At 60.5% G+C, this 26,915-nt stretch carries 18 protein-coding genes and 1 riboswitch; of the genes, 13 read left to right on the top strand and 5 right to left on the bottom strand.

Annotation, left to right across the window (positions count from 1 at the left end):
- Nucleotides 1–20: 20 nt before the first annotated feature.
- Both QRX41_RS00425 and QRX41_RS00420 read right to left on the bottom strand, forming a co-directional pair.
- A complete protein-coding gene (locus tag QRX41_RS00425; protein ID WP_313838004.1) occupies nt 21–2,453 on the bottom strand; it encodes an energy-coupling factor transporter ATPase in 2,433 nt (810 codons plus the stop codon).
- A 9-nt stretch (nt 2,454–2,462) separates the two neighbouring features.
- Complete coding sequence (locus QRX41_RS00420; RefSeq protein ID WP_045924627.1) at nt 2,463–3,089, bottom strand: ECF transporter S component; 627 nt, start codon at nt 3,087–3,089, stop codon at nt 2,463–2,465.
- Nucleotides 3,074–3,208, bottom strand: a riboswitch (FMN riboswitch). Its footprint overlaps the gene before it by 16 nt.
- A 165-nt stretch (nt 3,209–3,373) precedes the next feature.
- Between QRX41_RS00420 and QRX41_RS00415 the strand changes: the two genes are divergently transcribed.
- The 7 genes from QRX41_RS00415 to QRX41_RS00385 all read left to right on the top strand — a co-directional run bounded on the left by QRX41_RS00415 (nt 3,374) and on the right by QRX41_RS00385 (nt 10,928).
- A complete protein-coding gene (locus tag QRX41_RS00415; protein ID WP_198230079.1) occupies nt 3,374–4,024 on the top strand; it encodes an RNA polymerase sigma factor in 651 nt (216 codons plus the stop codon).
- Complete coding sequence (locus QRX41_RS00410) at nt 4,011–4,874, top strand: hypothetical protein (protein WP_313838001.1); 864 nt, start codon at nt 4,011–4,013, stop codon at nt 4,872–4,874. The genes QRX41_RS00415 and QRX41_RS00410 overlap by 14 nt, the downstream gene beginning before the upstream one ends.
- Nucleotides 4,875–4,908: 34 nt before the next feature.
- Nucleotides 4,909–5,766, top strand: coding sequence for an ABC transporter ATP-binding protein (locus QRX41_RS00405; RefSeq protein WP_260804466.1), 858 nt, complete (start codon nt 4,909–4,911; stop codon nt 5,764–5,766).
- 73 nt (nt 5,767–5,839) lie between these two features.
- Nucleotides 5,840–7,054, top strand: coding sequence for a hypothetical protein (locus QRX41_RS00400; protein WP_313837996.1), 1,215 nt, complete (start codon nt 5,840–5,842; stop codon nt 7,052–7,054).
- Complete coding sequence (locus tag QRX41_RS00395) at nt 7,032–7,784, top strand: ABC transporter ATP-binding protein (protein WP_313837994.1); 753 nt, start codon at nt 7,032–7,034, stop codon at nt 7,782–7,784. Before QRX41_RS00400 ends, QRX41_RS00395 begins: the two co-directional genes overlap by 23 nt.
- 140 nt (nt 7,785–7,924) lie before the next feature.
- Complete coding sequence (locus tag QRX41_RS00390) at nt 7,925–9,841, top strand: ABC transporter permease (protein ID WP_313837992.1); 1,917 nt, start codon at nt 7,925–7,927, stop codon at nt 9,839–9,841.
- 61 nt (nt 9,842–9,902) lie between these two features.
- The gene (locus QRX41_RS00385; RefSeq protein ID WP_449495098.1) at nt 9,903–10,928 is read left to right on the top strand and encodes a glycosyltransferase; all 1,026 of its coding nucleotides are present in this window, start codon (nt 9,903–9,905) and stop codon (nt 10,926–10,928) included.
- A gap of 12 nt (nt 10,929–10,940) precedes the next feature.
- Here the strand turns inward: QRX41_RS00385 and QRX41_RS00380 are convergent, their stop codons facing one another.
- Nucleotides 10,941–11,714 carry a histidine phosphatase family protein gene (locus tag QRX41_RS00380; RefSeq protein WP_313837988.1) on the bottom strand — a complete coding sequence of 258 codons (774 nt, stop codon included), beginning with the start codon at nt 11,712–11,714 and terminating at the stop codon, nt 10,941–10,943.
- Nucleotides 11,715–11,766: 52 nt separating this feature from the next.
- Nucleotides 11,767–12,546, bottom strand: coding sequence for a nitroreductase family protein (locus QRX41_RS00375; RefSeq protein WP_313837987.1), 780 nt, complete (start codon nt 12,544–12,546; stop codon nt 11,767–11,769).
- Nucleotides 12,547–12,715: 169 nt separating this feature from the next.
- On the opposite strand from QRX41_RS00375, the gene ppgK reads away from it, so the two are divergent.
- The 4 genes from ppgK to QRX41_RS00355 all read left to right on the top strand — a co-directional run bounded on the left by ppgK (nt 12,716) and on the right by QRX41_RS00355 (nt 18,559).
- Nucleotides 12,716–13,486, top strand: coding sequence for a polyphosphate--glucose phosphotransferase (ppgK, locus tag QRX41_RS00370; RefSeq protein ID WP_101432572.1), 771 nt, complete (start codon nt 12,716–12,718; stop codon nt 13,484–13,486).
- Nucleotides 13,487–13,561: 75 nt separating this feature from the next.
- The gene (locus tag QRX41_RS00365; protein ID WP_313837985.1) at nt 13,562–14,743 is read left to right on the top strand and encodes a pyridoxal phosphate-dependent aminotransferase; all 1,182 of its coding nucleotides are present in this window, start codon (nt 13,562–13,564) and stop codon (nt 14,741–14,743) included.
- A 131-nt stretch (nt 14,744–14,874) separates the two neighbouring features.
- Complete coding sequence (locus QRX41_RS00360) at nt 14,875–16,251, top strand: MFS transporter (protein ID WP_101432570.1); 1,377 nt, start codon at nt 14,875–14,877, stop codon at nt 16,249–16,251.
- Nucleotides 16,252–16,321: 70 nt separating this feature from the next.
- Nucleotides 16,322–18,559, top strand: a complete 2,238-nt coding sequence (locus QRX41_RS00355) for an exo-alpha-(1->6)-L-arabinopyranosidase (protein WP_313837983.1) — start codon at nt 16,322–16,324, stop codon at nt 18,557–18,559.
- A gap of 18 nt (nt 18,560–18,577) precedes the next feature.
- Here QRX41_RS00355 and QRX41_RS00350 read toward each other — a convergent pair whose 3' ends face one another.
- Entirely contained in the window at nt 18,578–20,836 is a 2,259-nt protein-coding gene (locus tag QRX41_RS00350; protein ID WP_313837981.1) for a hypothetical protein, read from the bottom strand.
- A 50-nt stretch (nt 20,837–20,886) separates the two neighbouring features.
- Between QRX41_RS00350 and QRX41_RS00345 the strand changes: the two genes are divergently transcribed.
- Nucleotides 20,887–24,318: a tetratricopeptide repeat protein gene (locus QRX41_RS00345; protein ID WP_313837980.1), complete on the top strand. Its 3,432-nt coding sequence runs from the start codon at nt 20,887–20,889 to the stop codon at nt 24,316–24,318.
- On the top strand, nt 24,311–26,899 hold the full coding sequence (gene ligA / locus QRX41_RS00340) for an NAD-dependent DNA ligase LigA (RefSeq protein ID WP_313837978.1): 2,589 nt from the start codon (nt 24,311–24,313) through the stop codon (nt 26,897–26,899). The genes QRX41_RS00345 and ligA overlap by 8 nt, the downstream gene beginning before the upstream one ends.
- Nucleotides 26,900–26,915 lie beyond the last annotated feature (16 nt).

The following is a 26,915-nucleotide window of genomic DNA, read 5'->3' as shown; positions in this document are numbered from 1 at the left end:
GCTTGACGTAGCCGGACCCCTCAGAACAGGGGATGCAGCAGCAGGGCCAGCAGATAGAGAGCCATAAGAGCGATGAACAGGATGTCCATCCTGCCCAGTCGCAGCAGGCGGTAGTGGGTACGCTCTTGACGGCTGCCCTCATAACATCGGGCATCCAAGGCCCGGCTCAGATTGTCAGCGTGGCGCAGGGCTCCGGCGAAGACGGGAACTGTGATAGCTATGGCCGCATGCAGGCGTTGCGAGAGCGAGCCGGACTCGATGGATCCGCCGCGGGCAGCCTGGGCTTCCACGATGGCCTGAACCTCACGTCCTAGGGTAGGGATGAAGCGCAGAGCCAGCGAAAGGACCAGGGCGATTTCATTGGTGTGGATGCCCAGCCTGGACAGTGGGCTCAGCAGGGATTCACAAGCATCGGTCATCTGTGTCGGGGTGGTGGTCTCCACCAGGAGCGCCCCCAGAAAGATGATCAGCATGAAGCGGCAGGCATAGAGTACAGCCACCCAAATGCCGCCCGTAGTCAGCACGAATGGACCCCAGGCAGCCAGTCTGCGGCCGGTCTGAGTGACCAAGAGATTGAACAGGGCCAGCAGAAGCATGAGGGCCAGAAAGCCCTTGACTGATTTCATAATGGAATGCAGTGGTGCCCGGGCGGCGGCAAAGAGGCCTACAGTGACCACCAGCGCCAGAACAAGCTGCGCGGGCGTGGAAATGGCGAAAGCGGTGAACATGGCTAGGAGGAAGGTCACCAGCTTGGCTCGCGGGTCCAGCCTCGCCAGCAAGGATAAGGGTTTCTGGTCGGCTTGGGTGCGATCCGCTTTCCTGCCTGAAGTTTCTTTGCCAGCAGCTTCCTTCTCCGCTGCATCTGTGGCGAGCAGCTGATGGTAGCGCTCCACGGCTTCGGCAGTAGGCCCATAGGCTAACGTTTCTCCATGCTCCAGGAGCAGGGTCTGGTCGGCCAGATCCAGGGCCTCGCGATCGGCGTGGGTGCTCATGACGATGGTGACGCCGCGCTGATGGAGCACTCGAAGCAATGCCATAATTCGTGCGCAGGCCTGGGGGTCGAGACTGGCGGTGACCTCGTCCAAAACCAGCAGTTGCGGGCTGCAGGCTACGACGCCGGCGATGGCCACCAGGCGCCGCTGACCCCCCGAGAGGTCGAAGGGGGAGCGGTCGGCCAGATCACCGATGCCCAGAAGCTTCATGGCATCATCCACCCGCTGCTGCACCTGTTCGGGCCCATAGCCCAGGTTGTGTGGACCATAGGCGATGTCCTGACTCACAGTATCCGCAAAAAGCTGATGTTCGGGGTATTGCATGACATAGCCGACCCTTTGGCGCAGAAGCTTCAGATTCTGGCGTCGCAGATGCTTGGCCTTGGGCCGGCCGGGTCCGGCCAGGGGCAGGCCGGCCACCTGGATGGATCCGCTGTCGGGATCTGCCAGGGCACAGATGAGCCTGGCCAGAGTTGACTTGCCGGATCCGTTGCGCCCGATAATGGCTAGGGTCTGTCCTCCAGCGAGCTCCAGATTCACCTGGCTGAGGGCTTTGCTGCCTGCGTCAGGAAAGCTGTAAGAGACATCCGAGAACTTGACCATGGGGATAGCGTGGTCATCGACTGCGGTCTTTGCGCCCGTATCCGATGCCCTGCTTTGGGTCAGCGAATTCTGGTCAGGTTCGCCAACAAGGGCAGGCAGATCCTGCCTGGTCAGAATCTGATCAGGTCTTCCGGAGGCCACGATGCGCCCATGGTCAAGTACCAGGACCCGATCAGCCTGTCTGGCTTGCTCGAGCAGGTGGGTGATGTGGACGACAGCTGTGCCCTGGGCTGTCAGCCGGCAGAGGATTGATTGAATATCCTGTCGGCCGGCCACATCGAGCATGGCTCCTGGCTCGTCCAGCACCATCATGCCTGGATTCATGGCCAGGCTGCCGGCCAGGGCCAGTCGTTGCTGCTGTCCGCCCGACATGCGGGTGGGATCATCATTCATCCGCGTCTGCAAGTCGACCTGTTCCAGGGCCGCTGGCACGCAGGAGAGCATCTTCTGGCGGGGCAGGCCCAGATTCTCGGGTCCGAAAGCCGCATCGTCCTGGACGACGGTGGTCACGATCTGGTCCTCAGGGTTCTGAAAGACCATACCGATGCTCCGCCGTGCCTGCCGGTAAGCCTCAGCGTCGATCTGGCGGCCCTGATCCTGGGTGTCGGAGCAGACCGCTCGGCCCATAAGCTCGACCTGGCCGTGATCAGGTGCCGTCGCGCCCGAGAGAATGCTTCCCAGCGTGGATTTGCCGGAGCCATTCGCTCCCAGGATGCACAGATGTTCGCCTGCATGCACTTCCATGGACAGGTGGTCTAAGGCCCAGGTCTCGCCTCCGTCATAGGAGAAGGAGACCTGGTCCAGGCGGGCGACCGTTGTCTTCGAATCCGCTGAATCCAAGACGGCGGATTGGGTCATGGATGTGGCCTACTTGTTGATCAGTGTGGAGATGGGCTTGTAGATCAGGAAGGTGACCACGCCGTGGATGGCGAACTTCATCAGGTTGAAGGGCAGGAGGATGGGCACGATCATGGCCACCACCTTGGCCATGGACATGTGCGCGTAGAAGGGGGTGATCACCACGTTGCACAGGATGGCTGCGATCACGCCAAGAATGGCGCCGGAGACGATTCCGATGACCGCTCCCTTACGGCTGTGCATCCTGCGGTAGACCAAGGCTGCCGGCACGCTCAGGGCCAGGGCCACGATCATCGAGATCAGAGCGCCGAAGGGGTTGGTAAACAGGTGCGGGACGAATCCCAGTATGGAGATGATGGCGGCAGCCGCCGGGCCGAAGGCGAAGCCGCATACCAGGACGACGATGCCAGAGGGGTCGTATTTGAGCCAGGGAGCGGCAGGAAAGATCGGGAAGGAGAAGAAGCTCAGAACCATGGCCAGGGCTACGAAGAGCGCGTAAACCGCGATCCGCTTGGTCGACCAGCGTCCTGAACCGCCTGCACCTGTGGAGTGGACATCGTTGAAGCGCGTGTCCTTGTTTGCAGTGGTGTGTGAATGAGAATTGGGCATGCTCATAGAGGGCCTCGTTTCTTCCATCCGGACTGTAACCGTTGGCTTCGGACTTGAACCGATATCCACCGCTTGCGCGGGTCGCGGGCTCCCGGCCTTCAGCCGGATACCGCCAGTAAGGACTTTCACCTTCCCTGAAACTGACGATTTCAATATAGCTGTGGTCCTTGGAATGGTCAATTCTTTCTCACTGCTAGTGCATTTCCAGACACGCCAGGAAGGAAATACAACCGCCTTCCATGCAACTATTGCAGCCTGCACAACGAATATGAGGTTGTCGAAAGTTCACAATGCTGCAAGGAGGCTGGAGCATGGCGAGGATGGGTGACCATCTGCTGCCTGCGGATGAAGCTATACATCCGGCCTTGGTCAGACAAACCAGTGACGGAGACGCTGATGGTGGCCAATCCCAGGCAGAGGACCTGGAATGGATCAGAAACATACTGTCAACTAGATCCTTTCGCGCAGCCGATGACCTAGTTCGCAAGTACTACGACGACATCCTGGCCTACATCCGAGCTCAGGTAGGCGATAAGGAGGAGTCGCTGAACCTTGCCCAGGATGCCTTTGTTGCCATTCTGCGGTCTTTGGGCAGCTACGATTCGCACAAGTCCAGCTTCCGTACCTGGATCCACCGCATCGCAACCTACAAGGTTATTGACTACTGGAGGATCCGCCGGAGGCGGCAGCGGCAGGAGGCGCAAGTATTTGTGGCATCCGGCCACGATCAACATGACGACCCCGCCGACCAGACCTTCAAGGACGACCTAGTTGGTCGGATTGAAGACAAGATCTCACAGGCTCCGGTCCCGGCGCAGGAAGTTTTGCGTCTCCATCTGTATGCCGGCTATGGGTTCGCGCAGATTGCCGAGGCCTGCGGAGAGCCTGAAAACACGGTCAAGGCTCGGTATTACCGACTTTTGGACAATTTGAGGAAGGAGTTTGGTCATGAATCGGTCTGAACCTGATATCCGTCCCATTCTGGCGGCTCTTCAGGGTAGCGACCTTGAGCGCGATGATTTTGCTGAATCACCGATCGGCAGTTCCCGGATGCGCGAGCGATCCATAAAAACAATTGTACGCAAAGGGATGGGAAGACGTCCTGGGCTGATCTGGACCCTTGTAGCCATGGTCCGTTCCCTAGGCCTGAGAAACCTGCTCTTTGGCCTCTGGGACTGCGTCTTTATCGGCCTGATTCTGACGGCGGCGGTTTGGGCGACCGTCTTTGGCTCCTTCATGAAGACTGCTTGGCCCAGCAGAGTCGATAGAACCTTCGGTCTGGTTGTCCCCATATTCGTCTGCTCGCCTGCTCTTTTCCTGGTGGTGCACCTTTTGGTCGTGCTCAAGGAACGGAACCTGAATACCCTGAATCTGATCAGAACTTGCAGGTGGTCATTCCGTCAGATAGCCGCAGTCAGGATGCTTCTGTTCGGCATGGTCAGCATGATGATTTCATCCTTGGCCACGGTCTTGCTGGCGTGGACGACCAATCCGGGGCTGTCCACCATGACCCTTCTGGGGATCAGCTTCTCCTCCCTCTTTCTCTTTTCCCTGGCACAAATCTGGGTGGAGGAGCATATGCATGGAGAACTGTCCATCTATCTGGTTCTCGGACTCTGGATTGTGCTCGGCATGATGCTTTATCTGACTCGATTCGCCACCGCCCCCATCCTTGTCTCCATTCCGCCGGCCTTGAGCCTGGCGACGGGCCTTGTTCTTCTGGCGATCTTCCTGCTTGTTCTGCATGGACGCTGCGTAGGGTCACCTCTGCCAAGGTGGGTATGGCATATGAAAAGACTGGCGACGGCATGAGGGCGGAATCTTACATGTTTAGCGTGAAAGGACGGTGAGTTTCGTGCTGCACTTGGACCATGTGTCAAAGAGCTTCAGGAACAAGCGGGTTATCAACGATCTGAGCCTTTCTATTGGAACCGGTGTCCATGGGCTCCTGGCACCCAACGGAGCAGGCAAGACCACGCTGATCCAAATGATCGCCACCCTGATCCGCCTGGATTCGGGAAACATCACTTGGAACGGGCAGGACATCATGGTTATGGACGAGGACTATCGCGGCCTCTTGGGGTATCTGCCCCAAAAATTCGGCTATTACCCAGACTACAGCGCTGAAGATTTTTTGATGTACATAGCAGCCCTTCAGGGAATCGGCCGGAAACGGGCCAAGCCCCTGGCGAAAGATCTCCTGAAGACCGTGGGGCTTAAAGACCAGGGTAAGCAGAAGATGAAGACGCTCTCTGGGGGCATGATTCAGCGCGTGGGGCTGGCACAGGCCATGATCAACGACCCGGAACTGATGATTTTGGACGAGCCGACCGCTGGTTTGGATCCACGGGAACGTGTCCGCTTCCGCAACCTGGTCCATGCTCTTTCGCGCGACCGGATCGTTATCCTGTCCACTCATATCGTCTCTGACCTGGAGACCATCGCCGACCGGGTCATCATGCTCAAGGATGGGCAGATCTGCTGCAACCAGTCCCCAAGGCAGATAAGCCGCTGGCTGGAAGGCAAAATATTCCTGGTTCCTGCGGATTATCGCTTAGGGCAGGGGCAGCTGCTCCTTGAGGACGAGCTGGATGGGGATGCGACCCGGCTCAGAATTTACTCACCTGAGCCGCCGTCCCAGGGCCAGGCTGTTCCTGCCAACTTGGAGGATGCCTTCCTGGTGATCTACGGGGACGAGGAGTAGCGATGCAGCATACCCCGCCGAATCGGGCTCGCAATCTTATTTTTTGCTAGGGATGTCTTCAATGAGATGGACGGTGGTCAGGAACGAAATGCGGCACCTTCTGGGTACCTCTTTTTGGGTGGTGCTCAGTCTGTCTCTTGGATTCGTTTTCTGTATGAATCTAGCTATGTATGACCAAATTCCCACTGACGAAGCCCATCATGACCTAGCTAGCTACGGACCGTATGTCAGTCAGTCCACCATTGCTGGATTCAAGCGTGAGGCTGACAGACTTGAACCGGTGGTATCCAAAGATCTGATGGCACTTGGTCCTCAGGCTGTTCAACTGGGCGTCAAGAATTATCAGTCGGCCAGGGACCTGGTCGATTCGGTCGAGAGCTCGCGCTGGACAAATCCTTCAGTACTGAATACAGACCGGGGCAAACTGACCGGCCGCATCAATACCTTGCCCAGCTATCGTCGGCTTGCTCATTGCCATGATGTCATGGATGCCTATCGTGGATGCAACCGGGAAGCCCTGATCGCAAGAGCCGAGAAACAGTTGCGTAAGGGCGGTAGTAATGGCATCGAACTGCCCGAATCGGTGACGAAGCGGCTTGACATCTTAAGTGGACAGTGCAGGGCGGGTATGGGCCTGGCCGCTCCTGAATTACTGGACTACACTCAGAGCAACTTCAGACTTTCAGTCTATCTGGTCCCGCTTCTGGCAGCCTTGGTTGTCGTGGCCCCACGCCTTGTTAAAGACCAGGTCCATGGGGTCCGGCAGACGCAGTTGACGACACGGACCGGACGCATCTTGCCTGGGCTGCAGGTGTTCGCCATGGTCTGTGCGGGCCTGCTGATGATGCTCATGGTGGCAGCGGGATCATTCCTGATGTGGGTGCCCAAGATCGCGGGTTTGCAGGATCTTTCGGTTTTTGATGGACATGCATTGCCTTGGTTCACCTGGTCCTTGGGGGAGTATCTGGCTGTGTTCGTATTGCTCTGCCTGGGGTCCGCCTTTCTTGTTTTTCTCTTGGTTCTCTGGATTTCCATGCCCTGCAGGACCTACACACGCTTGGTCTTGCTTGCAGTCCCGGTGGTGTTGCTGGCCGTTCATGTCTTTGTCGCCTGGCTTCTCGTGGATCCATGCTGTATTGGCAGTGTGGTGACTCGGATTGTGCCATTGCCCGGCATTGAGCTCTACCTGATCCTGGGACTGCTGGTTTTGACCCTTTGTCTTTGCTGGTGGTCGGCCAGAAAGCTTTGTTGCCTAGGCGATCTGAATGAAAGGAAGATCAATGAATGAACTGCCACTGAAAATGGAGGGGGTATCCTTCCATTACAAGGCTGGTGAAGCTGGAATAGACCAAGTCGGCCTGGAATGCTCGACAGGATCTTGGACCGCAGTTATGGGTCCTTCCGGAGCGGGGAAAACCACCTTGCTTTATTGCGCCTCAGGGCTCTTGCCAGTACAGCAGGGATCGGTCGAGATAGCCGGCCAGAACATAGCCAGGATGAAGGAGTCCGCCCTAACCAGGATGCGCCGCGACCATATGGGTTTCGTTTTTCAAGATTACAACCTGGTCGAGGCCTTCACCTGCTTGCAGAACGTCATGCTGCCCCAGCTCTTCGGCGGTCCCAAAGTTGGTGTCGCCCAATCGCTGCAGGCCTTAAAGATTTTGGGTCTAGATGGGTATGCGCAGCAATATCCGTCTGACATATCTGGCGGTCAAAGGCAACGCGTGGCCATTGCCAGAGCGCTGGTCGCCCAGCCAGATATGATTTTCGCGGACGAGCCCACCGGGGCACTGGATACGCGCAGCTCGGAAATGGTTCTGGATGCCCTTTCGACCTTGGTGGAGAGCGGACGGACCGTGCTCATGGTGACCCATGACCCCAATGTGGCGGCCTGGGCGCAGCGCACGGTCTTCTTGGTGGACGGCACAGTGCATTCGATATGCCAAGGATATACGGCCGAGCAGCTGTCCACTCACCTGACCAGCATGACTCAGGTCGGCCAGGGGGTAGGACGATGATGCATGCGGGTAAAGGCCAAGCAGGAAGAGGAGAAGTTCCCGGACGGGATTCCCTGCATGCATTCTCCTCGATCAGTCGACCGACCCTGTTCTCCTTGGTCTTGTCCCTGATCAGGAAGCATCGAGCATCGTACGCGGTCATGGGTCTATCCACCTTCCTGGCATCCCTGCTGACCTCTTCGACCATGCAGGTCTACCAAGCGGGAAAGTCCTTTGACAATATCGGCGATCTGAATAGGTTGAACACCTACCAGCGTCTCCAAGCCAAGGTACCTTATTCAAATCTCTCCATGGTCACTATTCCGGCGCTGGCTTGCTGCCTGCTGGTGTCGGTCTTTTTGGTCCTCTCGTCGGTCACTTTTCTGATTCAGGAACGCCGACGCGAGTATGCAATGATGCGGTTGAACGGAGCCTCGCGCAGGAGGATCCTGATCATAGGTATCTTGGAATTCTCGATCCCCCTGGCCCTCTCGAATCTCATTGGCTGCCTGGTCGGATCTCTCCTGACCATACCAGTTGGACGGTTTTACGCGCGCTCTGCCGAGTTCAGCGACAGTGGCATGGTTTTCACACCGCGGATTCGACCTTCCATTGCAGTTGTCACCTTCATCATGATGATGGTCGCCTGCCTGTTGGGAGTATGGATGGCTATGCGCAAGGTGGGCGGGGCAGCTCCGCTCCAGCTCATGACGGACGCCAGTGACAAAACCAAGCGGATCGGATGGATTCGTTCTTCGGCCGCCCTGGTCTTCCTGATCCTGACCTTGGTGGTCGGGTTCGCCCCATTGCCTTTTATGACCCAGGACCTGCGTATTATGCTCGAGGTCATTCTTGTCATCACTACGGTCTACTTGGCGGCTCCGATCCTGGTTGTCCTGACTGTGTCGGTCATTGGTCTGATCCCGGCGAAGGTGGCCGGGGGGCCAGGTCTTCTGGCCCTGCAGCGTGCTCGAAAGGTGAGCGCAGGCTCAACCGCTATAGCCCTCCCCGCCATGATGATCCTGACCATCGTCATTTCCCTTGTGGTAGCCATGCAGGCTGGCTCCATCGGAGGGGCGGTTCTGAGCCTATATCCGCTGAAGGCCGATGTTATGGCTACTTCCCTTGATTCGGATGCCCAAAACCGCAACCCATCCGATCTGATCGGTGGGATGCCTGAGGTTCGAGACTTTGTTACCTACCAGACTCAGCAATGGGCTATGGAAGGATCAGCGGGCCAGACGGCAACGGTGGTATGGGAACCTGCCGAGCAACTGCAGGGTCAGAAAGTTCAGAGTTCGCCGAGCATTCATTTCTCCTTTGTCCAAGGGAATTCGTCTGATCTCGGTTCAGACCGCGTCGCTGTGAATCAGGATTCCTCCTATTCCATAGGCGACACCGTTCGTCTTCTTGATCGCCATGATCAACCGCATGAGGTGCGGGTCGTTGCCCTTGTTCAGTCGCCTGAGGGCATTCCAGAACTATCTGCAGGCAATAACTATCCTCTGCTTCTGACGGCGGAGGGTGACCTGCCTCAATTGGGTGAAGACGCACATACGATCATTCCCATATCGGCTGTCAATCCGACTGATGCGCACGGGATTACCTCCCGTCTGAAGAGTGGCCTCCAGGGCGATTTCGCGGTGCAGACCAGGCAGGAGTATATAGATGACTTCATTCAACGAGGCTTGTCCGGGCAGACGGCCATGACGGTCATGATCGTCGGCGGGACCATTCTTGCCCTAATTTTCATGATGCAGTCCATCGCCATTTCTGCTTGGGAGCGCAAGCGGCAGAACCAGCGGCTCAATCAGATCGGGGTGGCCTGGAGGTCAATAGCCTGGTCGGGAATGATAGAGACACTGACCGATGTGGCGGGCGGTGCAGTGATGGCGCTGCTGGGGATCGCCATTGTCGAGGGCTGTATTGCCTTGAGTTTTGTCCAGGCTGGCATGTCTATGGCTCTGACCCCTGTGCCCGTCGGCCGGTTCCTTCTGGTGACTGTGGTTCTGCTGCTGGTGGCGGTGTTCACATCCTGGGTGTGTAGCCTGCGATCCAGGAAGGTGGAAGAAGGCTGAACCTACTAGGAGGATTTTGCTTCAGTAAGCAAAGTTGCGGGGCGGTGTCACAATGGAGAGCATGGGAAAGACCTTGAATAAGGCGGCTATGGTCGTCGTAACCTATAAGCGTCAGGAATTGCTGACAGGCCTGTTCGACTCCATCCTCCGGCTCACCCAGGCCCCCTGGCGGATCGTGGTGGTGGATAACGAGAATTCGGCAGACACGCGAACCATGGTCGAGCAGTTCTCAGAACGTGTGACAGGACGTTGGGGCAGGACCATCATCGACGGATCCGGCAATCAGGATCGTGTTGTTTATCTGCCACAGGACCACAATGGCGGCGGCGCGGGAGGCTTCTCCGCCGGTGTGCGCAAGGCATACGAGCTTGGTGCCAAATGGTTTTGGGTCATGGATGATGACGTTGCAGTAGAGCCCGAAGGACTTGACCTGCTGGCTAAGTGGAGTGAACGCTATCAGGTGGTGCAGGGTTCCCGGCTGGATTATGATGGCGGCCCCTTCTATTGGCAGTATCATTTTCTTACCGCCTTGGGCATTCCAGACCCGATAGCACCAGGGGAGTTCGGCCCATCGGGCTGTCGTCCCATGAACACCATGTGCTTTGAAGGAGGCTTCTTCTCGCGGCAGATTGTGGATCAAATCGGTCTGCCTGACCCGCGCTTCTTTATCTATTGGGATGACACCATCTATGGGTATTTGGCATCCAAGGTCACACAGCCTGTGGTCGTATCCGATGTAGTCATGCGCCGGACTCGCAACATCGCCAACTGGAACATTGCCGGGGTGCGCCAGCTCAATTCCACCTCGGATATGAATCGCTACCACATCATGCGCAACCGAGGTTTTATGGCCAGGTATTTCATGGTCCATGGGGACTATCGGCCTCTGGCTTTCGCCCTGGGGACCCTGGCAACAGCTCTCAAGGAAATCATCCGCCTTCTGGCTGTTGATCGCAGTCACATCATGACTGGTATCCCTGCCATCCTGAAGGGATGGGTGGATTCGCGCCAGATACTGCACGATCCCGACTGGAGGCCCATGGAGCCCCTCAAGGGCCAACCAGCCAGGGAAATACAGGGCGCCTGAAAGTTTTGCCTGCTACTTTTCCTGACTTCCTGCCTGGAAGTACTCCATGGAACCGATAGGCCCTGCCAGATGGAAACCGCCATCCTGGTAGACGACCTTGGTGACTGCGGTGTTGTCCATATCAGGGATGGGGCAGTGGTCATCGATGGCCACCAGGAACTGTTGCAGGCACATGCCGGAGGAGACCACCAGGACAGGCCCGCCACCTTCTTCGATGGCAGACTGGGCGATGCGCGTCAGCACCGCGATCATTCTGCTGCGGACCTGGGCGGTGGTCTCAGCCCGATCCTGTTCCTCAAGTCCGGCGGAAAGGACGTCCTGGGCATCCAGCTGATGGAAGGTGTCCTGCATATGGACGGAGATGTTCCTGCCGTAGGTTGCCTTGGCCGTAACGAAGTCCTTAAAACCCATGGCGGCGCAGACCTGGTCCAGGGTGGCGCGCTCGTCCCGGCCCTCGAAACTGCCGAAATTGTCCTCGCGCAGGTCAGGGTCCACGCCCACACGCAGATCTCCGTTGCCGGACATATCAAGGGCCAGGCGGGCCGTTTCATACTGGCGGCTCAGATTGCCGCTCCATGCCGCCCGGAAACGAATGGGCCGCAGACCCCGGCCGAACTGGCGCACGTCCTCGCGGCCTTGCTTGGTCAGGGGGAAATCGGACCAGCCCTGCATCAGATGCATGACATTTGCCGTCGTTCTTCCGTGACGGGTCAGGTAAAGGGTTGTCGAACCTGCTTCGGTGCTCGGTTCAGCGGCGGATTGTGATGATGATGCTCCATTGTTCATAGTTCATCACCCTACACGGCCCCCTTGCCGAGGCACTAGGGCACATCCTTGGTCAGGACCTGATGAAACGGCCCCCGTCGCCCCAGGTCCAAGTGCCGCCGCCGGCGCCAATCTGGAAGTTCATTTTGCCTATGCCCAGATCGACCGCGGATCCGTAGGCGACCGAGGGGTCCAGAGTGGCGATCGCATCGCCTGAGTCCTTGTCCCAGGCGAAAACCACGGGCTGTCCGTTCATGGCCGAAGGTGCCTTGGCGGCGGCTGCAACGCCGGCCTTGAACCATTCCGGCGCATCCTGGCGGTCCTGCACGCTCATGGCTGAGGTCAATTCCTCATAGCTCTTGGATGTTCGATGTTCGGCTTGACGTTGGCAAAGCATGGCAAAGTCCTGGTTGCCGTAGCCGACCTGATCGGCTGGATAGCCGATGGTGACCACCAGATAGAGCGACTGACTGGGGGTGATCCGGCAGTGGCGCTCGGCTGCCTGACGGTCCCAGCTGCCCGACACCCATCCTGTCCCCAGTCCGTACAGGGTGGCGGCAAGGACCATGCGCTCGCCATAGAAGCCGGCTTTCTCCAGGCTCTCCTGATCATCCTTGGGTCCGACCAGGGCCAGGTAGTTGGCCGCATTGGTCAGGTGGCCGGAAGCGTTGTCGGCCGCAAAGGCGTCAGGTTTGCCCAGGACCAGCTGCATGTCCAGACCGCTCAACGTGTTCAGAGCGTTCAGGGTGCTACCCAGCTGCCTGGCCAGGTCGGGATCGATGGGCTTGGGGTCATATTCTCTAGTGGTGATGCGCACGTTGACTGCGTCGATGAGCTGTGTATGTTCGGTCATAACTTCAATTATCCCACCCAATCCTTCTTCCCGCAGTCTGCAGCACAAGGCCAGCGAGACTGCCCTTGGGTTGGCTATGCCGCTCCCAGGGCTTGCAGAGGCATGCCTTGGGGTACAATCGCTACCGTGCCGGTTCGGACCCTCATCTTTGATCAGCTAAGGAGCAGCAATGATTGAAACAGCGCAGGCTTTCGGAGTGGATATAGGTGGATCCGGCATCAAGGCTGCCCCTGTTGACCTGACGATCGGAGATTTTGCCGAGCCTCGCAAGAAGATTCTCACTCCCGAGCACTCCACGCCGGAGGCTGTGGGTGCTGTCGTCAAGGAGCTCTTGGACCGCTTCGAGGTTTCCTCCGATGTGCCTGTGGGCATCGCCTTTCCAGCCCCTGTCAAGCCTGACAAACCGCTGGATTTCATGGCCAACCTGGACCAGGCCTGGGTGGGCACCAATGTTCAGGAGGTTCTTTCCAAGGCTTGCGGCAGGCCCGTCTCCGTGGTCAACGACGCGGATGCGGCTGGCCTTGCCGAGGTGCAGTACGGGGCGGCCAAGGGTCAGAAGGGTCTGGTCATCGCCACCACACTGGGCACCGGCATCGGCACGGCTCTGATTTATAACGGCGTGCTGATCCCCAACAGCGAGCTGGGCCACCTGACGCTGGATGGCAAGGACGCAGAGAAGTACGCAGCCTCTTCGGTGCGTGACCGCAAGAAGCTGAGCTACAAGAAGTGGGCCAACCGTCTGACCAAGTACTATCGACTGCTCGAGCACTACTTCAATCCCGATTTCTTCGTCGTTGGCGGCGGCGTCAGTCGGATGAGCGAGAAGTTCCTGCCTCATATCGACATCAAGACCCCCATCGTAGCTGCCAAGCTACGCAATCAGGCTGGCATTGTGGGTGCCGCCTATCTGGCTGATCTTCGGCAGAAGCACCTGGGGTGAAGCGGGGCTTTTCCTGCGACCAACCTGTTTGGGGCGTTCTGGCCATCGCTGGATCGGATGAGGAGCTGAGAAATCGTGCATTTTTCTCACCGTACAGGGTCTGACCGCCCCAATCGCATTGCTCTGGCCGAGTCAGTAGACCGAGCTCATGGCCTCAAGCTGGGCAGGCTGAACGACTCCAATCCCACCCGCTTCGGGCTGGCCCCGGCATTCATGCCACAAATCTATGAGGCGGAACCGAGGGGGCCTCGTAAGGCCCGTCAGGCCCTGGCTGAGTTTCTGACCAGACGCCAGGGATTGAGCCAGAACGAGGAAGGTGCAGCGGTCAATCCTGACGACCTCTACCTGCTCTCCTCCACATCCCAAGCATATTCCTGGCTGATGAAGCTCCTTTGCGACCCAGGTGACGCCATTCTGGAGCCCAGACCCGGATATCCCCTGATTGAATCCATCGCCGGTCTGGAATGCGTCCGAACTATCCCCTACCGTCTGTCCTACGACGGATCCTGGGTTCTTGACTTGGCTACAGTCAGGCAGGCCTTGGAAGGACCTGAGGGCGACCGTATCCGTGCTCTGGTCCTTATCAACCCCAACAACCCCACCGGTTCCTACATTCATCCTGAAGAACGCCAGTCACTGCTGGAACTCTGTCAGCGGCATGGGGTGGCCATCATTGCGGACGAGGTCTTCTTCGACTACCCTTTGGACCCTCTGCCGGGCTGTGCCCGTCTGGCCGGTGAGGAGCAGGTGCTGACCTTTGCCTTGGATGGGTTTTCGAAGAGCCTGGCAGCTCCCCACGCCAAGGTGGGCTGGATCCAGGTTTCCGGACCAGTTGACCAGGTTGCCCAGGCCAAGCGCCATCTTGACCTGATAGCCGACGATTACCTGCCCATGAGTCTTCTGATCACCAGGGACATGGAATCCATGCTGGCAAGTATTCCCAGTCAGACCAGCCGAGTGGGGGAGCGTGTCAGGGGCAATCTTGAAAGCCTTAGACGGATATTGGGCCAAAAACAGTCCAGCGTCTCCCTGCTCAAGCCTGAGGGAGGCTGGAACGTTCTGCTGCGCTTTCCCCAGGTCATCGACGAGGAGGAACTGATTCTCCGCCTGATTGGGTCCTACGGGTTGACTGGCCAGCCCGGATACTTTTTCGACATGCCAGGCAACGGATACCTGGCCCTGTCACTCTTACCGGAAACCTTGGAATTCCGCCGAAATGTAGATTCAGTCGTCTCAGCTATCGAAAAAATGCTGTGATGAAAACCCTCCTCTTGCCTGGTTTGCTCCGATAATGAATTCGGAATGATCACCCGTCATGGAAGGGGGAGATTGGTGGGGCTCAATGATGAGCCACTGATTGCAAGGTTGCACACAAAGGAGCAGTAACGATGGGGAACGGAAATAAGGATCGAAGGGGAGACTCGGCCGATGGGGTTGGCCCTCGAATCGGGGAGGACATCAAAGCCATGGCCTCTGCAGATGAGACCGGAGGTGCCGTCGCAGGCCAAGGCATGGATGCGAGCCTGGCTCCGGATACTGGCAGAAGGCTCAACAGCATGGAGAAGGTTCGTTTCGCCATCGGGTTCGCCCTGGTATCCCTGCTCTGGGCCGCGCCCTTTTCCATGGGTTCGGGGGTTCTTCTGCCTCAGATCTTCAATACCCTGCACGGGGTCAGCGCCGAAGCGGCCCTAGGGACGATGAATTCGATTGGCTGCGTATTCGCCTTGGTAGCCAACGTTGTTTTCGGCGCTCTCTCGGATATGTCCAGGTTCCGCGTCGGCAAGCGCACCCCCTGGATCGTGCTGGGCGGTATCATAGGTGCCCTCGGTTTTCTGATGATCATCCAGTCGCATACCCTTTTCATGATCATCTTTGGCTGGTGCATCGTCCAGGTAGGCATCAACTGCCTGATAGCCCCGGCTGTGGCGGTCCTCTCAGACAGGATTCCCGAATCGACTAGGGGAACCTATTCGGCACTGTATGGGGCCAGCCAGGTGGTCGGCCAGCAACTGGGAAATATCATCGGCAGCTCGTTTCTGACCAACATTCGCACCGGCCTGGTAGTCGGCATGATCATCTTCCTCTTTTCGGGCATCCTCACCGTGCTGATCTGGCCCCGGGAGAAGTCGGCAGCCAACACAGTCGTGGAGCGCACCTGGGCTGATGTCGGCCGGTCCTTTATACCGCCCACCAAGAACAGCCGGGACTTCTACATGGCGCTTCTGGGCAGGTTCACTTTCATCGTCGGCTGTTACATGATCCAGGGCTACCAGCTCTACATTCTGCAGAAGTACTGCCATTTGAGCAATGACCAGGCTGCATCCACACTCAAGGTCATGGCGCTGCTCTCGGTAATCACCACCATCCTGGCCGCTGTGGTCTCAGGCCCTCTCTCGGACTTCCTGCAGAAGCGGAAAGTGATTGTGGCCATCAGCTGTCTGATCATTGCTCTCGGGATGGTTTTCCCCTTCCTGATGCCGACCGCAACGGGCATGTACATTTATGCCGCCCTGGCTGGAATCGGCAATGGCTGCTACATGTCAGTGGATCAGGCGTTGAATGTCGATGTGCTGCCGAATGCCAAGGAGGCCGGCAAGGACCTGGGCATCCTCAACCTGGCCAATACAATAGGCCAGGTGATCGCCCCCGGGTGCACCACTCTGGTTATCGGCATCTTTGGCGGCTATAGGATGATCTTCCCCGTCGCCATCGTCTGCCTGCTGGCGGGGACTTTCTTTATCATGATGATCCGTAAGGTCAAGTGAGTCTGAAAACCTGTAATCCGGACCTGTGATGAGCAGCGGCCCGGGCAATCGAATCCGAAAGGACACAGACATGACGGAAAAATCGCATACCAAAGCCGAGGATCTGGATCTGCAAGAGGAGGCCTCGCTGACCTCGGGATCCGACTCCTGGCACCTGCAGGGACTTCCCGACAAGGGCTATGAAGGCTATATGATCACCGACGGCCCTTATGGCCTGCGCAAGGCCACAGGCTCCGACGTCTACGGCTCGGTCCCGGCCACCTGCTTCCCTCCGACCGCCGGACTGGCCTCCTCCTGGGATCCTGATCTGACCTACCAGGTGGGCCAGGCCATGGGCGAAGAGTGCATCCAGGAGAAGGTGGCCGTGATTCTGGGCCCCGGCATCAACATCAAGCGCAGCCCGCTGGGCGGCCGCAACTTCGAGTTTTACTCGGAGGACCCGGTCCTGGCAGGCCACCAGGCCACAGGCATGGTCGAAGGGGTCCAGTCCAAGGGAGTCGGAACCTCCCTGAAGCATTTTGCAGCCAACAACCAGGAGACCGACCGGCTCAGGGTCAGCTCTGACGTGGACGCGCGCACCCTGCGCGAGATCTACCTGCCGGCCTTCGAATACGTGGTCAGGAAGGCCAAGCCCTGGACCATCATGTGCGCCTACAACAAGATCAACGGGGTCTTCAGCTCGGAGAACCGTTGGCTGCTGACGGACGTGCTGCGCGGCGAGTGGGGCTACCAGGGCATGGTCATGTCGGACTGGGGCGCTGTCCACAACAGGGTCAATGCCCTGCAGGCCGGGCTCAACCTGGAGATGCCGCCCTCCCGCACCGACGACCAGGTGGTCCAGGCCGTGCAGGCTGGCAATTTGGACAAGGAACAGCTGGACCGGATGGCCCAGGGGATCCTTGACCTGATCGACAAGGCCCGTCCGGCCATGTCCCAGCAGGGGTATCGCTACGACGTCCAGGAGCACAACAACGTGGCCCGTCGCGCGGCCCAGGAATCCATCGTGCTGCTGCGCAACGAGGATCGGATCCTGCCGCTTGATCCGAAGAAGAAGGTCGCTGTCATCGGCGAATTCGCCCGGACTCCGCGCTACCAGGGCGGTGGTTCCTCGCACATCACACCCACCGAGGTCTCTTCGGCGCTGGATGGCTTCAAAGAGGCAGGCATGAATGTGGACTTTGCTCCCGGGTTCACGCTGGATGAGAAGGAGCAGGATCCCGCCCTGACCCAGCAGGCGCTTGAGGTTGCGCGCGGAGCCGATGCCGTGGTGCTCTTCCTGGGATTGCCTGAATACGCTGAGTCCGAGGGCTTCGACCGCACCAGCATGGATCTTCCTGACAAGCAGGTGGCTCTGCTCAAGGCTGTCTCCGAGGTCAACGACCGGGTGGTCGCCGTCCTCTCTAATGGAGCCGTGGTGACAGTTGCCGACTGGATGGACAAGACCAAGGGTCTGCTGGAGACCTGGCTGCTGGGCCAGGAGGGAGGACGCGCCGTGGTGGATGTGCTGACCGGCGCCGCCAATCCCTCGGGACATCTGCCTGAAACCATTCCGGTCCGGCTGGAGGACAACCCCACCATCACCTCCTTCCCCGGCGAGGAGGGTCACTCCCGCTATGGCGAGGGCGTCTACGTGGGCTACCGCTACTACGACACCTTCCAGTGTCCGGTGGCCTTCCCCTTCGGGTTCGGGCTGTCCTATGCCGACTTTGACCTGGATCAGGTTGCGGTGACCAAGACCGGAGCCAACTCGGCTCGGGTGGAGGTGACGGTGACCAACACCTCGCAGGTGGACGGCGCTCAGACCGTGCAGGTCTATGTTGCCCCCTGCGCCAGCCGGGTGAACCGGCCCAGCCATGAGCTCAAGGCCTTCGCCAAGGTCTTCCTGAAGGCCGGGCAGTCCCGCCGAGTGAGCATGGACCTGACTGAACGCGACTTCGCCTACTGGTCCACAGCCATGGATGCCTGGCATGTGGAGGCGGGCACCTACCGTATCCAGGTGGGTACCTCCAGCCGCGATCTGGTTGCGGAGCAGGACCTGCAGGTGGACGGCGACGGCAGGTTCATTCCGTTGAATGCCGAATCGACCATGGCCGAGTGGCGTGAGAATTCGATCGGCGGGCCCATCCTGCGTGACCGTGTCGAGCAGGATGGCATACCGCTGCCCGACGATCCCAATACGGCCCAGCTTTTCGACACCATGCCTCTGGCCTCGGTCATCACCCTGTCGGGCGGCGATGGCAATGGCATCGTGGCTGACATGGTCGACCGGTATAACCAGGCCCTCAAGCAACAGGGTCTGGACTCCTGACACCGAGATCGGCTGGGCTCAGGGTCCTAGGAACCAGACGGCCACGTTCATGGCCTGGCTGGAGTCGAAGTGCTCCAGCAGGACCATGGCGTTGACAAATGTCAGGATCAGACCAGCCAGGCAGGCCAGTGTCAGCAGGCTCATGACGGCCGCTCCCGCAGTGGAGCGGCCGTCTTCGTATATTGAGGATGCAGCGGCCATGACCACCACGGCGGCCAGGCAGATCAGCCAAGCGAAATCGATGGTATAGCGCACTGAGAATCCGCCAATGTAGGAGTCCGCGGCCATGACCAGGACCGCCAGAGCCAGGGCCAGGATCAAGGCGGGCATCCAGCCCCGGCGGTGCAGATAGTTTCGCACTCGGGGCAGGGCGACAAGGGCCATGGCCAGCAATAGTACCGGGGAGGTGACCAGGAGCCCGCCCAGGCCAGGTTCGGTGAAGTGCCAGATCCGCATGGGAGCCGGGGAGAATTGCAGGTAGGGGAAGACGGGCAGACTGGTCAACGGCTGCAACAGGTAGTAGCCAAAGATCTGAAGCAGGCCCTGGGTGCCGGGATGATAGTTGGTCAGATCCAGGACGGTCATTTGATACCGGTTGCCGAAGTCCAGCAGGGATCCGAAGCGCCAGCGGTTGTACCAGAGCAGGGGGGCGGCCACCAGGAGGACCGGCAAGAGGCCGCAGGTCAGCAGGGACAGCGCCCGCCCCCGGGACAGGCCGTCAGGATGGCTGCCACGCGTGAACAGGGTAGTGAATACTGCCTGTATCTCCCGGGCAAACAGGGGTAGCGCCAACAGACCGGCGGCCAGGAAGGTGGGTCGGCAACCCAGGGTGGCAGCCACTGACAGCGATCCCAAAAAAAGCCGGGTTGGGGATAGATGCCAGGGGTGATCCCCGTCTTCTATGGTCCACATACGTGTTGACCGATGATACGGATGTTCACCAGCGTCCGCAGTCTGTTGCCTGACCCGTCTGGCCCCCATCCAGAGCCAAAGTCCGGTCATGACCGCCAGCAGGGAGGCATCGAAGGGAATCGTGTAGAAGTTTCGACGGCACCAGAGGTAGACCATGCCGGATCCTCCCAGCATGGTTGTAAGGGCCATGCCGACCACGGCCAAGTTGACCCGGGGGAACCAGCGGGCCAGCAGGCGGATGGTGGCCAGAGCCGTCATGATGGTGGCCGCCGCAACCAGCAGGGCTGCAGCCGAACTGGTGGGCAGGGCATAGCCGCCTGGATGCACCAGGCCGGTTATCGCTCGGTAGGGCAGGAAGAGCAGCAGCACCGGCAGGACACCGAAGTAGGAGTACCAGTGGCCGCCCCGGTAGACGTAGTCCCAATATATGGGTTGCTGGTCCTGGGCCAGCAGTGCGTTGCGGGTGGCTATGTCAAAGGGGTTGGCTGCCTTGGCCAGACCTGGCGCCTGGCCCAGATCCAGCCAGGGGCGTCCATGAAGAAGGGCCTGGGCTACGTGATCGTACTGGTTGAAGTCGTAGACGTAGGCATGTGGTTGGTGGTAGGCCATGGGGGTGAAGGTGGACAGATCATGCTGGATGTTCCAGCAGGACCAGGCTGCCAGCGGGGCCAGGATTAGGGCCAGGACCAGGCGCTGGCTCGCTGAGCCCGTATCCAGCCGGGTCCGCCAGAGGATCGAGCCGGGAAGGTAGCCCAGGATCAGCGCCGCCAGACAGGCCAGCATCAGTATCCGCGCCAAGCTGAGGTCCAGGGGGACCACCTTGGCCGGGGTCATCCCGGTCAGTGCCAGCCGGGATCCGGTGGGTTCCTGTATCCACAGGCGCATGGACTGGATCCGGGCGCCGCTGGGATTTCCGCGGATGCGCAGGTAGTGGCTGCGGGCCTGACCGGGGCAGACCAGTCCTCGGGTGCCCTGGGTCCATCCCCCATCGCCGGCCAGGCGCAGGTCCAGACGTACATGGATCTGCGACAGGAATGAACCCTCGACATCCTCTGCAAAGTGAGCCTGGGCGAAGGATGCCTGTCCATCGGCGACAGGGACATCCACCCAGGCGCCAGCCGGATCGGCAATTTTCAGTCCCCCGCCCGGCAGAGGGGACAGCCCTGGTCCCAGCCGGCCTGGTGGGGAGTGGGCATCGCCCGTAGTCTGTGCCGGAGAGTTTGACCTGGAGCCTATCAGGGACTGCCAATGGGCCAGATTGAACACTCCCAGTTCGAGGATGAGCACAACAACAAGCGCTGCCAGCAGCCGAATGGTCGTACCCCTGGCCGGGGTGGGTCGTCGCAGGGCTGGCAGAGTCATCACGGTTTTATTCTAACGGCGACATGTCGCGCTGGATTGGGACAATCGAAGGTATGTCCAAGAACGCGAAGAAGTCCCGGGGGTTCGGGGATCTGTCCGGCCTGGGCCGCTCCATTCTTTCCGCACTGGAGGGATTGGCGGGCTCCTCTCGGCCGACCACGGGGGGTCGTGGGGATCGTCCCCTGGATTCTTCGGTGGCCGACATGGTCGATCTGATCAACCGGACGGGAGGCCATCCGGATTATCGGCAGATGCGCGAATTCCTGGCCTCTCACAGCCGTATTTTAGGCATTGCTGTCAAGCGCCGGCTTTTTCCCCGCCTGCAGGGCGTGCCCGGAGGGCTGACGCTGGGCTGGGTCCAGTGGCCCGATGCCCCAGGCCGGGGCTTCGCATTGGGAATCTTCACCGATCGCCGTCACTTTGCCCAGATCGCTCTGGCTGACGACCATGGCCGGGTTTTCATTGGCGAGCAGAGCCGGATGGACCTGCAGAACATGGAGCCTGCCTTCCTGCTGGGCCGGGAGGAGGAGGTGACCTTGGCCGACGGTCGTCGGCTGGGTCTTGATCCAGAACAGGGTTCGGGGCCGGTCCGCGCCCTGCAAGGTGCTGTAGTAGGTCGTGACGATGCCGGCCACCTGCGCTGGTTGGCCTCCTGGCTGCGGTCCAATGGCCGCTATTGCCTGGAGCAGCTGCGCCCCCTGCTGCCTCCGGAGATGCGTCTGGACCTGGAGTATCGGGATGCTGTGGCCATCGCCTTCTTCGCCGCCTACCTGCTGCCGCGCATCCAGGGGACTTTCACCGGGTTCGGCTCGGGCAACATCTTCTACCGGCTCAACCGGGAGGCACCGATGGGAGCCATCCGACGCAGCGTGGGCGACATGATCCAGGCACGCTCCCATGGGCAGCGGGTCTCCGGGCTGGAGGATCTGTTCGCCGACCTGATGCGTGAGGCCGGGGCCCTGTCGCCCGTCTCGGGTTTGGAGGCCGTTCACGGGGCGGAGCCCCTGCATCTGTATGCTTCCTCCTACTCCGGCGCCTACTTCCTGAGCTGGGATAACGGACTGGAGTTCACTGCCGCCTTGGCGGCCCTGCGCATCGAAGGCAATCTGAACAGGTTTGCCGCTGTCAGCGCCTGGCTGGAGCGCAATGCTCGCCTGGGGACGCTGCCCACCGAGGACTCGATCAACCGCGTCCAGGCTACCCGGCTGGATCAGGCCCTCTTGGACGATCCTGCCATTGTCGCCCTGCTGCGCCCGGGTGACTATCCGATTCGCTTCGACCCGCTGGAGGACGACGGGCGGACCGCCATCAACGCCATGGTCGACAAGGCCGCAGCCACCGCTGTCATGGTGCGTCAACAGGCTCCCCAGGCGCTGCCGGTGCGGGCGGACGGCCAGGGTCAGGAGCCCGTGCAATCCGAGTGGGTCTACCGGCAGACGCTGGCCATGCTCATGCGATCCCTGCGGCTGCCCTTCCGTTTTGATGTGGAGTTCAGGTCCAATCTGGCCCAGGGGCAGGTGGCTCTGGCCTTCACTGCGGCAGGACGCACCATGATGCCCTCCAGCCGCTACGAGGACAAGTCACGGGCCTGGCGGGACCTGGACGAGGGCGAACGTTCCGCCATGAGCGCTGACTACAATTTGCGCGTCGGGCTGATGATGGCCGCCCTGGCCTTCGGAGCGGATCCAGCTGTGCGCGAGGTCAGCCTGCAGATCGACTCCATCGGTCTGGAAGAGGCTGTCGACCAGCAGAACTCGGCCATCAGGACCATGATGGGACAGGCTTTGGAGGCCTTTGAACGCATGCGTTCGGGTGAGGTGGCCCCCACTGGGTCCAAGGCTGATCCCAAGGATGGCGACGTACACGGCGATCCCACCAAGCCCATCGCCTCCCGGATGGCTCCTGAGCAACAACAGGACGAAGAGGAAGACAAGGCTGAGGATCAGGGGGAAAAGGAATCCGTAGATCGTGAGTTCAAGGATCTCATGCAGGGCGTGGACCTTGACTCTGCAGCCTTTGCAGCGCCGTCGTCAGCCAATGGGTCCGACAAGGACGAGTCTGCCACGGATGGAGCCTCGGACGAGGATGTCTCCAATGATGATGCCTCCGCAGATCAGAGCGACGACGACGCATCGCAGAACCCGCTCAGCGCTCTGCAGAGCAATCCGACCATACGCACCTTGGTTTCGGTGGTCTTCAGCAGGGAACTCTTCCTCTCCCGCATCCGTTCACAGGGTCTGAAGGATCCACGTGCCGTCTACCGCTTCTTCGACGCGGCCATGCAGCTGGATTCCCAGGGCGGGCTCAAGCCCACTGAGGCTGTCTTCGACATGCGCGATGATCGCTTCAGCCCCCATGGCAGCCAGGAGGAGCCCGAGTTCTCCGAGGTGGCCTTTGCCGACAAGTCTGCCAAGGCACTGGGCGCACATAAGGCCGTCGATCTGTCCATCCAGCGGGCCGACCTGCTGCAGAGGGCTGTAGGCGGTTTCCACCAGCTGGCTTCTGACCGGGCCATGACTTCGGCAGCCAAGGCCCAGGCGGCCACGGGCATCATCGAAAGCATTGGCGACCCGGAGCTGGAACAGCTGGCCCCTCAGGTTGCCAGCGCCATGATCGACGGCACCCCTGTTCCCGATTTCGACTTCTCACTGTCCTCACAGCTGGACAAGGAGCGCGTCAAAGCCCGCGATCTGCTCTTCTCCGGCGGCGCAGCCCAGGGCATACAGGTTGAGCAGGATGCCATCGCCCATATGGATGCCGTCTTTGCGGCCGAGGGCCAGGTGCCCCGCTACTTCAACTCCTACGCCGAGCGGGTGGTCTATAACCGCCTCTTCGCCACACCGGGGGAGCGGACCCTGCTCATTCCTGACAACCTCTTCTATGCCCACCTGGAGATAGCCGATCTGCTGGCCCAGCTCAAGGAGGACCAAGCGGCCCTCAAACACCTGAACGCCATGGTGGCCTATGCGCCCGCCTACCCGCTCTCCCATCTGAAGCTGGCAGTCATGCTGGCCAACCGGGAGGACTGGGATTCGGCCCGGGCTGCCACACTCAATGCTCTGAGGGTGGCTCTGGACCGGGACGATGCCTCCTTCGCCTACTACCGTCTGGCCTATGCCTCATGGATGCGCGACGAGTTCGACGTGGCTGCAGCGGCCTATCTGATGAGCGAGCATATCAGTCCTGACCGGATACCAGCCCTCAAGAGCGAGCTGGCCGAGCTGCAGGCCAGGGCCCGCTCCCAGTGCGTGGTCCTGCCCGAAAACCACAGACAGGCCCGCCAGGTGCTGGCTGAACACGGCCTGCCGGTCTGGCCTCACACCGAGGTGGCTTCGATAGTGCGCCAGGCCGCGCGCATCTGTGTGGACGGCGGGCTCTTCGTCCCGGCCCGAACCCTGTCAATGGCGGCCGCCAGGATGAACGACGACGATAATGAAGGTGTTGATGTGGTACAGGCACAGTTCATGAGGTCGCTCAATGCATGACAAAACAGCTCAGGAAGATATTCAGCAAACCAGTGATCAGGATGGCAATGCCCAGTCCAGGCCCAGGCCGGGCACTGACCGATGGATAGCATCCCTGCAGCCCGACGATGCCGATGCCATGCGGCTGGGGGAGCTGGATCTTGACTCCCTGGGAGCCCAACAGGCCCAGCGTCTCTGGTCCAGGCTGGCCGCCTGGGTGGAGTCCGACCAGGTCGCCTACTACATAGACGATGCGCCGGTCTCCTCCGACGCGGCCTACGATGCCCGGATGCGCTGCCTGCAGGAGCTGGAGTCCCGCTTCCCCAGCCTGGACACCCCCCAATCGCCGACGCACCGGGTCGGAGGGACCTTCTCCAACGACTTCGCCTCGGTCCGCCACCCCTCCCAGATGCTCAGCCTGGATGACGTCTTCAGCGTCGCCGAGCTGCGCCAGTGGTATGAGGGGCTTCGCAGCGAGCTTGACTGGCCAGAGGACAAGGCCCTGCCCATGACCAGCGAGGTCAAGATCGACGGCCTGGCCCTCAACCTTCTCTACCGCAACGGGGTGCTGGAGCAGGGGCTGACCAGGGGGGACGGGGTGACCGGAGAGGATATCACCCTGAACGTCCGGACCATCCCAAGCATTCCGCAGAACCTGTCCGGCCCGGCCCGCGACATCCCTGAGTTCGTGGAGGTCCGCGGCGAGGTCTTCATGCGGTTCGACGACTTCAAGGCTCTCAATGAGCAGCAGGAGAAGGAGGGCAAGGCGCCCTTTGCCAACCCTCGCAACGCCGCCGCCGGGTCTCTTCGGCAGAAGGACCCGCGCATTACAGCCAGCCGTCGTCTGAGCTTCTACGCCCATGGCCTGGGCTCCCTGAGGTGGGGCCCGGCCCATCCCAAGGGGACCCATGACGAAGTCATCGACCAGTCCCAGGCCTACGACCTCTACAAGCAGTGGGGGATTCCGGTCTCTCCCCACAACCGGGTCGTCACCTCCTTCGACCAGATCCTGGACATGATCGACTATTATGGCCAGCACCGCAACGACATCGAGCACGCCCTGGACGGCATCGTCGTCAAGCTTCAGGACCGGGATCTCCAGCGCAGGCTGGGCGCCACCTCCCGTGCCCCCCGCTGGGCCGTGGCCTACAAGTACCCGCCGGAGGAGGTCAATACCCGGCTTCTGGACATCACCGTCCAGGTGGGCAGGACCGGGCGAATCACCCCGGTGGCTGTGCTCACCCCGGTCACCGTGGCCGGGTCCACGGTCTCCAGGACCACCCTCCACAATGCCTCTGAGGTCAAGCGCAAGGGCATTCTGATCGGGGACACGGTCGTGGTCCGCAAGGCGGGCGATGTGATCCCCGAGCTGGTCGGACCGGTCGTCGAGGCCAGGAAGGGGCGCGAGAAGGAGCTGAGACCCTTCGTCATGCCCGAGACCTGCCCCAGCTGTGGCGCCCGTCTGGCTCCGGCCAAGGAGGGCGATGTGGACATCCGCTGCCCCAACGTGGAGTCCTGCCCGGCCCAGCTGACCGAGCGGATCATCCACATGGCCTCGCGGAAGGCCCTGGACATCGAGCATCTGGGGGAGCAGAGCGCCATAGCCCTGACCAACCCCGACGAGAACCGGCCCGATTCCGTGGAGGTCTACGCCCCCGGCCTGCGTGAGGTCCTGGTCGACCAGGGCGGCCAGGCAGCCCCCTACCAGCCGGACCCGGACTTGAAGCTTCCGCCACGTCAGGATCCGGTCCTGACCAGCGAGGCAGGCCTCTTCGAGCTGAAGGTGGAGGATCTGGGTCAGGTCTATGTCTGGCGTGAGGTTCCTCTGATGGAGCAGGTGGAGGTCGAAGGCCGGCAGGGGCGCGCCGCAACCAAGCGCAGGACTGGCGGCAGCGGCCTCTGGTACCGGGTGCCGGCCTTCTATAATCTGCCCAAGGGCGCCCAGGCTGGACAAGGCGAGCGGGCCATGAACAGTCATGAAACCCAGGTCCAGGAGGCCGCACTGGACAGTGCCGACGCCCAACCCTCCAGGAACACCCTGCAGATGCTTGAAGAGATCGACAAGGCCAAGCATGCCGACCTGTGGAGGGTCCTGGTGGCCCTGTCCATCCGGCACCTGGGACCGACCTCGGCCCGGGCCATCGCCACCCGATTCCCCTCGCTCAAGGCCGTGGAGGAGGCCAGCGTGGAGGACTTGTCCGAGCTGGACGGGGTGGGCCCCGAGATTGCGCACTCCATCCACGACTGGTTCCAGGGCGCCCGACAGCCCGGCGACTGGCGCGGTCGCATCCTGGATGCCTGGCAGGCCGCAGGGGTGGGCGCTCACGTCGAACGCAGCACCAAGCCGCAGACCCTGAAAGGCATGACCGTGGTGGTCACCGGCAGTCTGGAGGACTTCTCCAGGGACTCTGCCAAGGAGGCCATCGTGGAGCGCGGCGGCAAGGCTTCTGGGTCCGTCAGCAAGAAGACCACCTATGTGGTGGTCGGTGCCAACCCGGGCTCCAAGGCCGACAAGGCCGAGAGTCTGGGCCTGCCCATCCTGGACGAGGCGGCTTTCCACCGTCTGCTTGACACCGGCGACCCAAGCCCGGCCCAAGGCTGATTGTGACATTCGCAAT

It is taken from the genome of Bifidobacterium kimbladii, from assembly GCF_032193675.1.
GTDB classification, from domain to species: Bacteria; Actinomycetota; Actinomycetes; order Actinomycetales; family Bifidobacteriaceae; genus Bombiscardovia; species Bombiscardovia kimbladii.
Note: the sequence above shows the minus strand (reverse complement) of the source record. Positions and strands in the feature narration are given on the sequence as shown.